The following is a 15,216-nucleotide window of genomic DNA, read 5'->3' as shown; positions in this document are numbered from 1 at the left end:
CATGACCGAGAAGGACAAACCCAGCGTTTTGCGCGAAACCGACGACGAGGCGCGCCACCTCGCCCGCACGCTGCTTCGCTCCGCCCGCTCCTGCGCGCTGGCCGTGCTCGAGCCGGAGACTGGCGCGCCCTTCGCCAGCCGCACGCTGACGGGCACCGACACGGACGGCACGCCGGTCATCCTCGTTTCGGCGCTTTCCGTTCACACCACGGCGCTGCGCGCCGATCCGCGCGCCTCCCTGCTGGCGGGCGAACCCGGCAAGGGAGATCCGCTCGCCTATGCCCGCCTCACAGTGCTTTGCGAGGCCGAGGAAGTATCACGCGAAAGTGAAGCCCGCGTGGCACTTCGCGAACGCTTCATCCGCCGCCATCCTAAAGCGAAACTCTATATCGATTTTCCCGATTTCGCCTTCTTCCGCCTTGTCCCACAGCGCGCCCTTCTCAACGGCGGCTTCGGCAAGGCCTTCGTGCTGACGGCGGACGATCTGCTGATTCGCTCGCCGACCCGCGCCGCCCTCGCAGCCATGGAGCAAGGCGCGATCGACCACATGAACAGCGACCATGCGGAAGCCGCAGGCCTCTACGCAGCCCATTATTGCGGCGCTAAAGAGGGGAATTGGCGCATTGTCGGCCTTGATGCCGCCGGTGTCGATCTCGCGAGCGGAGACCAGTTGAAGCGCCTCGAATTCCCGCATGAGCTGACAGATGCCGACGCGCTTCGCGGTGAACTGGCCCGTCTGCTGCGGGAGGCGCGCCAACCCGCCTGACCCGCGCCAACGGCTTCCTCAGCAACTCTCTTGGCATCAAGACTTGAATATGGCAGTCATATTAGCGCTATGCGTGTATTCCTACCCCCATTTCTTGCCCTTGATGCAGGAGGTTTTGTTTATATGCTTACAAGCGCATTAACTTAAAACGTCATGATTTGAAGCGGAAACGCCCAGAGGAGTTTTCAAATGGATAAGATTTCTGAGGCTGAACATGCGCAGGCCGAAGTTGCATCCGACTTCCTGTCCGCTATGGCCAACCCCAAAAGGTTATTGATTCTGCGGGTTCTGGTCGGCGGCGAAATCGCCGTTGGCGCGCTCGCAACCAAGGTCGGCCTCAGCCAGTCGGCGCTTTCGCAGCACCTGTCCAAACTGCGCGCGCAGAACCTCGTCACCACCCGCCGCGACGCCCAGACCATCTACTATTCCAGCAAGTCCGCAGCCGTTCTCACGATCCTCGATTCGCTGGACCGCATCTACGCCGCGCCGGGCGCGGAAAAGAAGCTGCGCATCGCCTGAGACACCAGACCAATCGTCTCTTCACGCCTCGGCCGAAAGTCCGGGGCGTTTGCTTGTGCGCAATCCCGCAACGCCTTGACGGTAGCCGGCGCGTTGATAGTTTGACCACGGGGTAAAAATCTCGAAGCATTTGCCGGCCGGCATAGCCCTTTGGGCCCGGCACTTCACGGACCATGGAGAACCGCATGTCCAACCGCCTGAACACCCCCAACGATCTGCGTGCCTTCTGGATGCCGTTCACGGCAAACCGGCAGTTCAAGAAGGAGCCGCGCCTCTTCGTCGGCGCCAAGGACATGTATTACACGACGCACGACGGTCGTCAGGTGCTGGATGGCACCGCTGGCCTGTGGTGCGTGAATGCCGGCCACTGCCGCCCCAAGATCACCGAGGCGATCCGCGAACAGGCAGGCGAGCTCGACTATGCGCCCGCTTTCCAGCTCGGCCATCCCAAGGCCTTCGAACTTGCCAACCGCCTGGTGGACATCGCGCCCGAGGGCATGAACCACGTCCTCTACACCAATTCCGGTTCCGAATCGGTCGAAACGGCGCTGAAAGTGGCTTTGGCCTATCATCGCGCCAAGGGCGACGGCTCGCGCTTCCGCCTTGTCGGCCGTGAACGCGGCTATCACGGTGTCAATTTCGGCGGTATCTCCGTCGGCGGCATCGTCTCCAACCGCAAGATGTTCGGCACGCTGCTGACCGGCGTCGATCACATGCCGCACACGCATTTCCCCGACAAGAACGCGTTTTCGCGCGGTGAGCCGGAGCATGGCGGCGACATCGCCAGCGAATTGCAGCGCATCATCACCCTGCATGACGCCTCCACCATCGCGGCCGTCATCGTCGAGCCGGTCGCCGGCTCCACCGGCGTTCTCATCCCGCCGAAGGGCTACCTCCAGAAGCTGCGCGATATCTGCACGCAGCACGGCATCCTGCTCATCTTCGACGAAGTCATCACCGGTTTCGGCCGCCTCGGCGCACCCTTCGCCGCGCAGTATTTCGACGTGAAGCCCGATATCATCACCACGGCGAAGGGCCTCACCAACGGCGTGATCCCGATGGGCGCCGTCTTCGTGACCTCCGAGATCCATGACACGTTCATGAGCGGCCCGGAGCACATGATCGAGTTCTTCCACGGCTACACCTATTCGGGCAACCCGATCGCCTGTGCGGCCGCACTCGGCACGCTCGATACCTACAAGGAAGAGGGCCTGCTGACGCGCGCCAGCGAACTCGCCTCCTACTGGGAAGACGGCCTGCATTCTCTGAAGGATTGCCCCAACGTCATCGACATCAGAAATGTCGGCCTGATCGGCGCCATCGAGCTTTCGCCCATCGCGGGCGAGCCCACCAAGCGCGCCTTTAACGCCTTCCTCAAGGCCTATGAGCAGGGCCTGCTCATACGCACGACAGGCGACATCATCGCGCTATCGCCGCCGCTGATCATCGAGAAACACCATATCGACGAGCTGTTCGGCAAGCTGCGCGACGTGCTTCAAGACAACATCTGAGGCGACCTGCAGGTCGCATACAGGTGATTTCCCGTCGCGCCGGTCCCATAGGGACGGCGCGGCGGGCCGCATCATCTCCGTACCGTGATCCGGGTCGGCTCCCCGCATGGTGGGAGAAAGTCCATGCGATCGATCCATCTGGCTTTTGTCCTGCTCGGCCTCTTCTGGGGATCGAATTTCATCTACATGAAATGGGCGTCGGAGCTCATCACGCCCGCGCAGATCACGCTGCTGCGGGTATTCTTCGGCTTCCTTCCGCTCGCAGCCGTCGCTTGGCAGCGCGGCGTGATCCCCAGGGAGCAGATACGGCATCTGCCACATTTTCTCGTCATGGCGGTGCTGGCGACGGCTTTCTATTATTTCGCGATCGCGGAAGGCACCGCGCGCCTGCCGTCCGGCATTGCAGGTGTTCTCGGCGGATCGATTTCGCTCTTCACCACCATCGCCACGCTTCTTTTTCTACGAACGGAAAGACCCAATGCGCTGATGCTTGCCGGTGTGGTGACAGGTTTTGCCGGCATCGTCCTGATTGCCCGGCCCTGGGAGCGCGCGGGCGGCAGCATCGATATCGACGGCGTGCTGTGGATGCTCGCCGCCACGGGCATCCTCGGTCTCTCCTATGTCTATGTGCGCCGCTTCCTCTCGCCCCATGAGCTGCCGCCGCTGGCACTCGCCACATGGCAGACGGGACTTGCCCTGCTCGTGTTGCTCGCCGTCACCGACCGATCGGGCATCACGGCCATCCTAGGCGACTGGCACGCGGCCGCGGGTGTAGCCATCGGGCTCGGCATTCTCGGCACGGGCATGGCCTTCCTGATCTACTATTATCTGTTACAGGAGCTGGGCGCCGTGGCCGCTCGGGCGCGACATACATCACGCCGAACGTCGCTCTGCTGATCGGCTGGGCGGCCGGCGAGACGGTCGGCACACTGGAAATCGCCGCCATTATCCTTGTGCTCACCAGCATCGCGATGTTGCAGATCGGCCGGCAACGCGCCCTGCGCGAGACGCGGCGATGAGATTTGCGCTACAGTAAGGCCGGCTTTCCGCAAAAGGAGATTCGATGCCGACGAACACCCGTATCGAGAACGCTTTCCTCACCGTCGACATTTCTTCCCTCGGCGCCGAGATGCAGTCCATAACGTCCGCGGATGGCGGGAGGTGGCTGTGGAACGGCGACGCCGCCTTCTGGACGGGCCGCTCCCCGGTGCTGTTTCCCATCGTCGGCAAGGCGCCGAACGATACGCTGGCGATCGACGGCAATCCCTATCCCATGGCCCAGCACGGCTTTGCCCGGCGACGGGAGTTCACGATCGAAACGAGATCGGCCACCGCATGCCGTTATGTTCTGGAGGCCTCCGACGAGACCCGCGCCGTCTATCCGTTCGATTTCCGTCTCACGGTCGAGCACAGCCTTGATGATCGCACGTTGACGGTGACCAGCACGGTTGAAAACCGGGGCAGCGCGCCGATGCCCTTCGGCTTCGGCTATCATCCCGCTTTCTCCTGGCCACTGCCGGGAGCGGAGGGCAAGCCGCATACGGTGACGCTTGCAAATGGCGGCGAGCCGCTGCGCCAACCGCTGGAAAACGGCCTTCTCTCCACGAACCGCACGCCATCCCCCTTTGAGCGAGGGCGCCTCGTGCTCGCACATGAACTGTTTGCCAACGACGCTTTGGTCTTTCCCGAGGGAGCCGGCGATAGCCTCGTCTACGCCGCCGAAGACGGTCCATCCCTCGCCTTCCGTTTCGACAACCTGCCGAACCTCGCGCTGTGGACGAAGCCCGGCGCGCCCTTCCTCTGTGTCGAACCCTGGCACGGCACGGCGGCGGAATGCGGCGCTTCGCCCGAACTGAAGGACCGGCCCTATACCAGCGTGCTGGAAAGCGGCGAAGCGAAGCGTTTCGCCTTCTCGGTGACCTTTTCCGCCTGAGGTTTTACCCGCCCGGCCCTTCCCTCCGGCGCCCACCCCGCTAGAGTCGCAGAAAAGGATTCAGGAGACCCGCCATGACCGACTTGGAACGCATCATCGACCAGGGAACAGGCCGCGAGCCGGCCGATATCGTCCTGAAGGGCGGACAGTTCTTCGATCTGGTGACAGGCGAACTCGTGGCGTCCGACATCGCGATCTGCGGTGACCGCATCGTCGGCACCTGCGGCACCTACAAGGGCAGGACGGAAATCGACATCACCGGCCGCATCGTCGTGCCGGGTTTCATCGACACGCACCTGCACATCGAATCATCGCTCGTCACACCGCACGAATTCGATCGCTGCGTGCTGCCTTACGGCGTCACGACGGTGATCTGCGATCCGCACGAGATCGCCAATGTGCTCGGCACGGAAGGTATCCAGTTCTTCCTCGACAGCGCCATGCAGACGATCATGGATATCCGTGTGCAGCTGTCGAGCTGTGTGCCCGCGACGCATCTGGAAACTTCAGGCGCCGATCTGCCCGTCGAGCGGCTGCTGCCGTTCCGTGATCATCCCAAGGTCATCGGCCTCGCCGAATTCATGAATTTCCCTGGCGTCATCCACAAGGATCCGATCTGCCTTGCCAAGCTGGAGGCGTTCCAGGGCGGCCATATCGATGGGCACGCACCGCTGCTTCTGGGCAATGACCTCAACGGCTACCTTTCCGCCGGCATCCGCACCGAGCATGAATGCACCACCGCCGAGGAAGCGCTGGAGAAGATCCGCAAGGGCATGCACATCCTCATTCGCGAGGGTTCCGTCTCCAAGGATCTGCTGGCACTGCTGCCGATCATGACGGAACGCCTGTCGCCCTTCCTTGCGCTCTGCACGGACGACCGCAATCCGCTCGACATCGCCGAGCAGGGCCATCTCGATTACATGATCCGCACCGCGATCGCGCATGGCCGGGCGCCGCTTGCCGTCTACCGTGCGGCCTCCATTTCCGCTGCCAAGGCCTTCGGCCTCAACGACCGCGGCCTCGTCGCACCCGGCTGGCGCGCCGACCTCGTCGTCATCGACACGCTGGAAAGCTGCAAGGCCAAGATGGTGTTTTCCGCCGGCCGGCCGGTGGACGACGCCCTCTTCGCCACGCGCTCTGCCGTGGAGCCCGTCGGGCTGGACAGCGTCAAGGCGCGGCCCGTGGAGGCCGCCCATTTCGCCGTGCCCGCCACCGACGCCGAGACACCTGTCATCGGCGTGCTGCCGGGCAAGATCATCACGGAACACCGGCGCTACCGCCTGCCCGCTAAAGGCAACCAGACGACCGTCGATCTGGCGCAGGACATCATCAAGGTCGCCGTCATCGAGCGCCACGGCAAGAACGGCAACCATGCCAACGGCTTCGTGCAGGGCTTCGGCCTGAAGAAGGGCGCTATTGCCTCGACGGTCGGCCATGACAGCCACAATATCTGCGTGGTCGGCGTCGATGAAGACGACATGGCGCGCGCCGCAAACCGGCTTGGCGAGATCAAGGGCGGCTTCGTCGTGGTGGAGAATGGCGAGGTCACCGGCGAGATCGCCCTGCCCGTCGCCGGCCTGATGAGCCTCGAGCCTTATGAGAGTGTGCGCGACACCCTGCACCACCTCCGCCAGGCCGCCTTCGCGCTTGGTGCAACGCTGGAAGAACCCTTCCTCCAGCTAGCCTTCCTGCCGCTCCCCGTCATTCCCCATCTGAAGATCTCCGACCGCGGTATGGTGGACGTGGACCGGTTCATGCTGATCGGGTGACGTTTGCCCTTTGGCTGGTTTTTCTCGTACAATATGTACGAAACTCGTACATTCGGTACGAAAGGAGCATGGCATGATGAAACTGGAACAGATCGAGAAGAGCGTCGCAGAGCTGAGCCCCGACGAATTCGACCGTTTCTCCGCCTGGTTCGAAGCACTTCAGGCCCAACGCTGGGATCGGGATTTGGTTGAGGACGCCGGCAAAGGCGTCCTGGACGAACTTGCCGAACGTGCCCTGTCCGATTTTCGCAACAACAGGACCCGCCCGCTTTGAAACATCATGCCACGGAGGCGTTCTGGGCATGTTACGAAGCGTTGCCGTCCCATATCCGTGAGCAGGCCGACAAAAATTTTACACTGTTGAAAGCCAACCCTGCGCACCCGTCCCTGCAGCTGAAGCCGGTGGGACGCCTGTGGTCAGTCCGCGTCGGCCTTTCCTGGCGCGCCCTTGCGGCGCAGGATCATAGGACAGACACGCTTGTCTGGTTCTGGATAGGCTCTCATGCCGACTACGACCGCCTGGTAGGGCGAAAAAGCTAAACCCGCACACACGCCATATCCAGCCCGTCCAGCTCGATCGTGCCGTCCTTCAGCTTCGCGCCGAAGCCCGGAACGGAGACCGGCTGGCCGAGCTTGAGCGATTTCGCCGGCACGAATTCGGCCTTCTCGCGCGTCAGGTTGAAGACGAAGAGCAGCTTCTCGCCTCCCTTTTCGCGCGTAAAGGCGAGAATGTCCTGGTTGGAATGCACAAAGGCCATGTCGCCGTCGTGCAGCAGGTCGTGCGCCTTGCGGAAGGCGAGTGTCGCGCGATAGTGGTTGAGAACGGATCCCGCGATCTTTTCCTGTGTGTCGACGGCGTGGCGCGCATGGTCCTCCGGCACCGGGAGCCAGGGCTTGGCCGTGCTGAAACCGGCATGCGCCTCGCCATGCTGCCAGGGCATAGGTGTGCGGCATCCGTCACGCCCCTTGAATGCCGGCCAGAAGCGAATGCCGTAGGGATCGCGCAGGTCCTCGAAGGCAAGGTCGGCTTCTGTCAGCCCAAGCTCCTCGCCCTGGTAGAGGCAGATCGAACCGCGCAGCGTCGACAGCAGCGTAATTGCTAGCTTGGCCACCCGCTCGCGCTCCTCCGGCCCCTTGATGAAGCGGCTGACATGACGGTTGACGTCGTGATTGGAGAAGGCCCAGCAGACCCAGCCGTCGGTCACCGCGCGCTGGAAGGCCTGCACGCACTTACGGATATGCTCGGCGGTGAAATCCGGGCCGAGCAGGTCGAACGTGTAGCACATGTTGAGCTTGTCGCCGCCACCGGTATAGTCGGCAACCGTCTTCAGCGAGCGCGCACCGTCGCCGACCTCGCCCACCGTCATACGCCCGGAATACTCGTCGAGCAGCGCGCGAAAACGCTTGAGGAAATCGATGTTCTCCGGCTGCGTCTTGTCATAGCGATGCGACTGCATGCCGTAGGGGTTCACGTCGGGCGCATCCAAACCGATCTCTTCAGGGTCGGGCTCGTGCGGCGGGTTGTCGCGCAGCTTCCTGTCGTGGAAATAGAAGTTCACCGTGTCGAGCCGGAAGCCGTCGATGCCGCGGTCGAGCCAAAAGCGCACGGTCTTCAAGAGCGCATCCTGCACATCCGGATTGTGGAAGTTCAGATCCGGCTGCGAGGTCAGGAAGTTGTGCATGTAATATTGCTTGCGCACACCGTCCCATTCCCAGCCCGGCCCGCCGAAGATCGACAGCCAGTTGTTGGGCGCGGTGCCGTCGCGCTTGGGGTCGGCCCAGACATACCAGTCCGCCTTGGGGTTGTCCCGGCTCGCGCGGCTTTCGATGAACCACGGATGCTGGTCAGATGTGTGCGAGATCACCTGGTCGATAATGACCTTCATGCCGAGGCGGTGCGCCTCCGCCAGCATGGCGTCGAAATCGGCGAGCGTGCCGAACATCGGATCGACATCGCAATAATCCGAGACGTCATAGCCCATGTCGGCCATCGGCGACTTGAAGAAGGGCGACAGCCAGATGGCGTCGACGCCGAGCGAAGCGATGTGCCCGAGCCGCCGGGTGATGCCGCGCAGATCCCCCATCCCATCCCCGGTCGTGTCCTGAAACGAGCGCGGATAGACCTGATAGATCACCGCGCCGCGCCACCAATCGTCGGCCTTCTTACGGGGCTTGGTCATGCATTCTCGCTCCGGTTGGTTTGCGTTCGGCCAAGATGTAGCGCGCGCCCGGTGGAGGGTAAACGGCGCGCGGCGGGATTTTTCGCAGGTTGACGAAGCGGCAGCAGGTCTTGATGATACCCCGGATCCCAAGACGAAATTCCCAGGACAGGTTGACCGCATGACAGCTGACGTCACCCTTTTGCCAGATGAAGCCTTTGTGCTTGCGAAAACCGCGCTGATGCGTGTCGGCATGGTCGAGGCGGCGGCAGCTGCCCTTGCCCGCGCGAGCGTGGATGCCGAAGCCGCCGGCAAGGGTGCGGTCGGCTTTGCCCACCTCACCGATTATCTCCACGCCCTCGTCGATGGCCGTATCGATGGGCGCGCCGAGCCCCTCATCACGTCTCCCGTGCCCGCCATCCTGAAATGCGACGTCATGGGCGGCGTGGCGCAATATGGTTTCGACATGGCCTGCGAGGAGCTCGTCACAAAGGCGAAAGCACTCGGCGTCTCCATCTTCACCGCGCACAACAGCTACACGACGGGCGAACTCGGCTGGTATGCCGCACGCCTCGCGGCGGAGGGCCTGGTCGCCATCGCCGCGACGAACGGGCCGGCCCTGCTCGCCGGCGCCGGCGCCACCCAGCCTGTCTATTCCACCAATCCGCTGGCCTTCGCCGCACCGCTTGCCGATGGCCGGTTCGTGCTGATGGACCAGTCCTCCAGCGCCACCGCCTTCGTGAAGGTGCGCGAGGCCGCAGCGCGCGGTGAGCCGATCCCGGACGACTGGGCGCTCGATCAGGACGGCAGCCCGACGACCGATCCCTTCGCCGCCATGCAGGGCGCGCTGCTTGCCTTCGGCGGGGCACGTGGCGCCAACATCGCCCTGATGGTCGAAATCCTCGCCGCGGGAATGACCGGCGCGAACTGGTCGCTCGACGCGCCGGATTTCCAGGCGGGTGACGCTTCGCCCGGTGCCGGCCTCTTCGTGCTGGCCTTGTCGCCGCAACTTCTGGCCGATGATTTCACCGCACGGCTCGAGGCGCAGGCGGAACGGCTTTCCCGCGATTACGGTGTCCATGTGCCCGGTCTCGATCGCCTTTCGCGGCAACAGGCCGCCGAAAGCGCGGGCATCGTCTTGCCGCGCCAACTCTTTGACAGTATTTCCTCTTTCCGGCGCAATTAGGCGGGAGGAACAGGGCATGACAGGGCGGCTGCTTGCAATCGGCGAATGCATGGTGGAACTGATGCAGGCGGAAGGCGGGCTGCTGCGCAAAGGCTATGCCGGCGATACCTTCAACACTGCCTATTATGCCCGCCAGTACCTCCCATCGGACTGGAGCGTCGACTACCTCTCCGCCGTCGGAACGGACACGATTTCCGACGAAATGCTCGCCTTCATGCAGGGCCACGGCATCGGCACCGAGCATGTTGCCCAAATCGAGGGCCGCTCGCCCGGCCTCTACATGATCCATCTGAAGGATGGCGAGCGCAGCTTCTCCTACTGGCGCTCCGCTTCTGCCGCCAGGCTGCTGGCGCGTGACGGCGATCGTCTGCGCGCGGCGATGGATGCGTCTGACCTCCTCGTCTTCTCTGGCATAACGCTGGCGATCCTGCCGCCGGAAGATGTGGAAACGCTGCTGGCCGAGTTGCGCCGCGCGAAGGCCACCGGCAAGCGCATCGCCTTCGATCCCAATATCCGCCCCCGGCTATGGGACGATGCCGCGCGCATGCGCGACACGATCACCGAAGGCGCACGCGCCGCCACCCTCGTCATGCCGAGCCTGGACGACGAAACGACCCATTTCGGCGATGCCGGGCTGGAAGAGACCATCGCCCGCTATCGCGCGCTCGGCGTGGCCGACCTGGTGGTGAAGGATGGCGCCGAGGGCGCGACGCTGGTCTTCGGCGAGGAGCGCAGCCACGCCCCGTCCGCGAAGGTCGAGACGATCATCGACACGACGAGCGCCGGTGACAGCTTCAACGGCGCTTTTCTCGCCCGCCTCGCCACGGGTGCGAGCCCGCAGGACGCCGCGCGGTTTGCCGCAAACGTCGCCGCCGCCGTCATCCAGCATCACGGCGCACTGGTGGCCAGGGACAAGCTGCCGGAAGCCTGATTGATCGGATCGGCGCCAAAATCGATCGGCCGTGCACCGACGCGGATGGAGTCTGCGCCTACACTTTTCCTGTCTCCAAGGTACACAGGAAAAGACCATGACCATATCCCGCTGCATGGCGACCTTCATCGCTGCCCTCTCCTTTTGCCCCCTTGCCGCCCATGCGGCCGATTTCACCGTGACCAGCAGGGCCTTCGCCTCCGGGCAGGTCCAGCCGGCCCAGTTCTCCGACATCATGGGCTGCACAGGGCAAAATCTCTCACCCGATATCCACTGGTCCAACGCGCCTGAGGGCACGAGGAGTTTCGTGGTGACGATCTATGACAAGGATGCCCCGACGGGCTCCGGCTGGTGGCATTGGGTCGTGGTGGACCTGCCGGCGGACGCAACCTCGCTCCCGGCCGGCGCCGGCAACGGCAAAGCCGGGATACCGGAGGGTGCACGCATGACCCCGACGGATATGGGGGCACCCGGCTTCCTCGGCGCCTGCCCGCCGGAAGGACCGGAGCACGATTACACCATCACCGTGAAAGCGCTCGGGATCGACAGACTGCCGGTGCCCGACAATGCGACGCCCGCCATGGTCGGCTTCGTGAGCAATATGAATGCGCTTGCGACAGCGACCATTTCCGCCAAGGGCAAGCGCTGATGGCCGACGTCTTGCCCGGCCCGGCCGCGAAAGGCTAGGCTCGGGCAGGAACAAGGATGAACCGGATGAGCATCGCCATACGCCCTGATGTCGGCGCTTCCGCACGCATCGTGCAGTATAACCGGCTGCGCTATGCCAATATCCTGATCAATCGCCCGGTCCTTATCCTGGTCGAGCGCGGCACGAAGATACTGCGCAGCGGCGAGGAGGAATGGGTGGTGCCGGCCGGCGGGTGCATCGCGCTTGCCCAGGGCGAGACCTTCGATGTGGTGAACGCGTCCGAGGGCGAGCACGCCTATGAAGCGCGCTGGATCGCCTTCGAGCCGGATACCGTGGGCGCCTTCGCCGCCAAGTCTGGGCAAGGCCGGCCTTTCCCCCGCGCTTTCCCGATCCACGGCCCCCACAAGCGGTTCCATGATGCCTTCGCCGATTGCGCGCAGGCGATCACCGAGCCGGGCGGCATCCCGGTCGAGATTGCCCGACACCGTCTCGACGAACTCCTGCTCTGGCTCGATCTGGCCGGTGGGCGTTTTGCTCCACCAAGACCGCCCGGCTTCAGCGACCGCGTACGCGACCTCATCTCGAATGAACCGAACGGGGACTGGACGAGCATGCGGCTCTGCCACCTCACTGGCGTCAGCGAGGCAACCTTGCGGCGCAAGCTCGCGGCGGAAAACTGGTCACTGCAGTCGCTGCTGATCGATGTGCGTATGTCGATCGCCATGCAGCTCCTGCAATCCACTGACCTTTCGATCCTGCGCATCGCGGAGGCGGTCGGCTACGAATCGCAATCCCGTTTTGCCGTGCGGTTTCGCGCGCGCTTCGGTTTTGCGCCAAGCGCGATCCGCGGGCACATCAGACCTGACCCGAAAATCAGCGCCTCTTCTTCGCCTTCGAGGCATACGGATTGTCCGTTGCCCTGAAGTGGATGCGGATCGGCACGCCCGGCATGTTGAAATCGTTGCGCAGACCATTGGTGAGGTAGCGGATATAGGATTCCGGCACGGCATCGGGACGCGTGCAGGAGATCATGAAGCCCGGCGGGCGGGCCTTCACCTGCGTCATGTATTTCAGCTTCAGGCGCCGGCCCGAGACGGCCGGCGGCGGATGCTGCGTCTGCTGCGCATCCAGCCAGCGGTTGAGCTTGGCAGTAGAGATGCGGCGGTTCCAGGTGCGATCCGTGTCGATCACGGCCTGCATCAGCTTGTCGAGGCCGCGGCCGGTCTGGCCGGAAACGGGAACCGCGCGGATACCGCGCGCCTGCGGCAGCAGCCGGTCCGTCTTCTCGCGCAGATCCGCCAGCACCGCCTGCGGGTCGTCGATCAGGTCCCACTTGTTGAAAGCAAGCACGGCTGCGCGGCCCTCGCGCAATACGAGGTCGACGATCTGCAAATCCTGCTTTTCGAAGGGAATGGTCGAATCGAAGACGATGACGACGGTCTCCGCGAAGCGGATGGCGCGCAGGCCGTCGGCAACCGATAGCTTCTCCAGTTTCTCCTGCACGCGCGCCTTGCGCCGCATGCCGGCCGTGTCGAACATCTTGATCGTCCGGTCGTTCCAGCTCCAGTCGACGGAGATGGAATCGCGCGTGATGCCCGCCTCCGGGCCGGTCAGCAGCCGGTCTTCGCCGAGGAAGCGGTTGATCAGCGTCGACTTGCCGGCATTCGGCCGACCGACGATGGCCACGCGCAGCGGCTTCGTCTCGTCATATTCCGGCTCGTAGTCGTCGTCGCGCTCGATGCCCTGCTCGGCGGCTTCCGCGCGCAGGTCGATATTGGTGACGGCCTCGTCCTCTTCCGGATAGGCCCGCTCCTCGCCGATGGCGGCGACGATCGCGTCGCGCAGGTCGAGCATGCCCTGGCCGTGTTCGGCCGAAATCGGCGTCGGCTCGCCAAGCCCCAGCGTGAACGCGTCATAGAAACCGCCGTCGGAGCCGCGGGCTTCCGACTTGTTGGCGACGAGCACGACGGGCTTGCCCTTCTTGCGCAGCATTTCGGCGAGCGCCTGGTCGACGGGCGTCAGCCCCATCTTGGCATCCACGACGAAGAGCGACAGGTCGGCCTCGTCGATGGCGGCTTCCGTCTGGGCGCGCATGCGGCCCTGCAGCGTTTCGGGTGCGGCCTCTTCGAGACCCGCCGTGTCGACGATGCGGAATTTCAGGTCGATGAGACGGGCGTCGCCCGGCCGGCGGTCACGCGTCACGCCGGGGGTATCGTCGACCAGCGCAAGCTTCTTGCCCACGAGCCTGTTGAACAGGGTGGACTTGCCGACATTCGGGCGTCCGACAATGGCGACGGTGAAGCTCATGGATCAATTCCGTTTCGGTGTCCGGCGAAAGCCGGATCAGGAGGACAGCTTGCCGCTTGCCGTAATCAGGTCAAGCAGCATCTGCGCACGGTTGGCGACGTTGCGCGGCGTCTCGTTGTCGTTGAGGATCGCGTCGAACCATTCCTTGGCGCGTGCGTAATCCCCATGCTTGTAGGCGGACAGGCCGAGAACCTCGCGCGCGGAGTGGCGCGTGGCGCTCTGCGGCGTGGTCAGCTGCTCGACTTCAGCGGAAACCTGCTCGTAGGTTCCGGTGTCGACCAGAAGATAGGCGGCGCGCAGGCGGGCGGCATCGCGCACCGGCTGCGGCACGGATGTATCCTTGGCGATGGCGGTGAAGGCGTTGACGGCGCCCTGCGCATCCGTTTCGGCCAGAAGCGAGGCCGAGCGCATGCGGGCGAGCACGGGATAGGAGCCGAAGCCTTCCTTCTCGAGCTTGCCGAGGGCTGCAAGCGCCTCGTCCTTCTTGCCGTCGCGGGCAAGTGTCAGCGCGGCCAGGAACTCGTCGCCGGCCGCGGATGCTTCCGAATCCCGCCAGTATTCGTAGCTCACCTTGCCGATTGTGCCGAGAACGACCAGTACGGCAATGCCGATGAGAATGCGTCCGAAACGCTTCCAGACCAGACGCATCTGGTCCGAGCGCAGTTCCTCATTCACCTCGCGGATAAAGCTGTCGTCCTGATTTACCATTCCCTGCCCGGCTCTTGCTGACGATTGGAGTTCGCGCCTTCTACTCCATTTTGGCCGCGTTGTAAGGGGGCAGGCGCGAAAAGCGCCGGTTCAGCCCCCGATCACGGCAGCGGCGCGACGCCAATCAACCATTCGTGAAGCTTGAAGAGGATCACGAGGTAGAGCGCGAGGCCGATGACGACGGAAATCGCATCGTATTTGGCCGACACGAAGACCGGCAGTTTCGTCTCGCCATTGGCGATGCGCTTCTTCAAAGTGATGCGCAGGATCACCGCCCAGGCGAGAATGGTCACGAAGAGCAGCACGGAATAGCTCTCGCCGTTGGCCAGAAGATGCGCCAGCGCCCAGATCTTGATCGCGACGAGGATCGGAAACTTCAGCTTTGTGCGGATATGGCCGGCCGGGAGAAACCCGGCGACGAGACAGATCGAGGCGATCAGCATCAGCGTCAGCGCGATATGCGATAGGAATTTCGGCGGGAAATAGAGCATCTCCCCGCCATTCTCGCGCGCCTGGACAAAACCGTAGGCGATGAGCGCAAGGCTTACGAGCGAGGCGATGCCATGCAGGGCCATCCAACCCGGCTTGCCGAGCGCTGCGATGGCGGAATTGCGCAGCCCGGGCGCGATGGGCCTCAGCAGATGCGTGGCGATGAAGAGAACGAGACCGGCGACGAGCAGCGTCATGATAATGCCCCTTGAAGAACTTCCGGCCGCAGGGCCGTTTGCGCAGGAATATCCGTCACGGAACGATAATGCCAGCCCGATCAAAGGATTGC

General features: G+C 63.7%; 15 protein-coding genes. 11 read left to right on the top strand and 4 right to left on the bottom strand.

The annotated features are described in order from the left end of the window. Window position 1: 1 nt before the first annotated feature. The 7 genes from MNR02_RS04640 to MNR02_RS04610 all read left to right on the top strand — a co-directional run bounded on the left by MNR02_RS04640 (window position 2) and on the right by MNR02_RS04610 (window position 6,772). Window positions 2-766 (top strand): HugZ family protein, encoded by a 765-nt coding sequence (locus MNR02_RS04640; protein ID WP_241948256.1) that lies wholly within the window; start codon window positions 2-4, stop codon window positions 764-766. Between the two features lie 189 nt (window positions 767-955). Then, window positions 956-1,285, top strand: coding sequence for a helix-turn-helix transcriptional regulator (locus MNR02_RS04635; RefSeq protein ID WP_134646930.1), 330 nt, complete (start codon window positions 956-958; stop codon window positions 1,283-1,285). A 185-nt stretch (window positions 1,286-1,470) separates the two neighbouring features. Beyond that, window positions 1,471-2,796 carry an aspartate aminotransferase family protein gene (locus MNR02_RS04630; RefSeq protein WP_241948255.1) on the top strand — a complete coding sequence of 442 codons (1,326 nt, stop codon included), beginning with the start codon at window positions 1,471-1,473 and terminating at the stop codon, window positions 2,794-2,796. A gap of 123 nt (window positions 2,797-2,919) precedes the next feature. Then, window positions 2,920-3,693: a DMT family transporter gene (locus MNR02_RS04625; protein WP_241948254.1), complete on the top strand. Its 774-nt coding sequence runs from the start codon at window positions 2,920-2,922 to the stop codon at window positions 3,691-3,693. A gap of 166 nt (window positions 3,694-3,859) precedes the next feature. Then, on the top strand, window positions 3,860-4,729 hold the full coding sequence (locus MNR02_RS04620) for an aldose 1-epimerase family protein (protein ID WP_241948253.1): 870 nt from the start codon (window positions 3,860-3,862) through the stop codon (window positions 4,727-4,729). Window positions 4,730-4,803: 74 nt separating this feature from the next. Then, on the top strand, window positions 4,804-6,498 hold the full coding sequence (ade, locus tag MNR02_RS04615) for an adenine deaminase (protein ID WP_241948252.1): 1,695 nt from the start codon (window positions 4,804-4,806) through the stop codon (window positions 6,496-6,498). Window positions 6,499-6,571: 73 nt separating this feature from the next. Beyond that, window positions 6,572-6,772, top strand: a complete 201-nt coding sequence (locus tag MNR02_RS04610) for a hypothetical protein (RefSeq protein ID WP_241948251.1) — start codon at window positions 6,572-6,574, stop codon at window positions 6,770-6,772. A 262-nt stretch (window positions 6,773-7,034) separates the two neighbouring features. Here the strand turns inward: MNR02_RS04610 and MNR02_RS04600 are convergent, their stop codons facing one another. Beyond that, a complete protein-coding gene (locus MNR02_RS04600; RefSeq protein WP_241948249.1) occupies window positions 7,035-8,678 on the bottom strand; it encodes an alpha-glucosidase in 1,644 nt (547 codons plus the stop codon). A gap of 160 nt (window positions 8,679-8,838) precedes the next feature. Here MNR02_RS04600 and MNR02_RS04595 point away from each other — a divergent pair, with 160 nt between their 5' ends. From MNR02_RS04595 to MNR02_RS04580, 4 genes are all read left to right on the top strand, one after another. Then, entirely contained in the window at window positions 8,839-9,843 is a 1,005-nt protein-coding gene (locus tag MNR02_RS04595; RefSeq protein WP_241597936.1) for an Ldh family oxidoreductase, read from the top strand. A gap of 16 nt (window positions 9,844-9,859) precedes the next feature. Beyond that, a complete protein-coding gene (locus MNR02_RS04590; protein ID WP_241597935.1) occupies window positions 9,860-10,774 on the top strand; it encodes a sugar kinase in 915 nt (304 codons plus the stop codon). Window positions 10,775-10,871: 97 nt separating this feature from the next. Then, entirely contained in the window at window positions 10,872-11,423 is a 552-nt protein-coding gene (locus tag MNR02_RS04585) for a YbhB/YbcL family Raf kinase inhibitor-like protein (protein WP_241948248.1), read from the top strand. A gap of 65 nt (window positions 11,424-11,488) precedes the next feature. Then, entirely contained in the window at window positions 11,489-12,346 is an 858-nt protein-coding gene (locus tag MNR02_RS04580) for an AraC family transcriptional regulator (protein ID WP_241948247.1), read from the top strand. Here the strand turns inward: MNR02_RS04580 and der are convergent. From der to MNR02_RS04565, 3 genes are all read right to left on the bottom strand, one after another. Next, a complete protein-coding gene (der, locus tag MNR02_RS04575; RefSeq protein ID WP_241948246.1) occupies window positions 12,297-13,730 on the bottom strand; it encodes a ribosome biogenesis GTPase Der in 1,434 nt (477 codons plus the stop codon). The two genes, MNR02_RS04580 and der, sit on opposite strands and share 50 nt — an antisense overlap. 36 nt (window positions 13,731-13,766) lie before the next feature. Beyond that, window positions 13,767-14,438, bottom strand: coding sequence for a tetratricopeptide repeat protein (locus MNR02_RS04570; protein WP_241948245.1), 672 nt, complete (start codon window positions 14,436-14,438; stop codon window positions 13,767-13,769). 101 nt (window positions 14,439-14,539) lie between these two features. Further along, a complete protein-coding gene (locus tag MNR02_RS04565) occupies window positions 14,540-15,124 on the bottom strand; it encodes an NnrU family protein (RefSeq protein WP_241948244.1) in 585 nt (194 codons plus the stop codon). Between the last annotated feature and the right edge of the window lie 92 nt (window positions 15,125-15,216).

Source organism: Shinella sp. H4-D48, from assembly GCF_022637395.1.
Classification (GTDB): Bacteria; Pseudomonadota; Alphaproteobacteria; order Rhizobiales; family Rhizobiaceae; genus Shinella; species Shinella sedimenti.
This window is presented reverse-complemented; position numbering and strand designations above follow the sequence as displayed.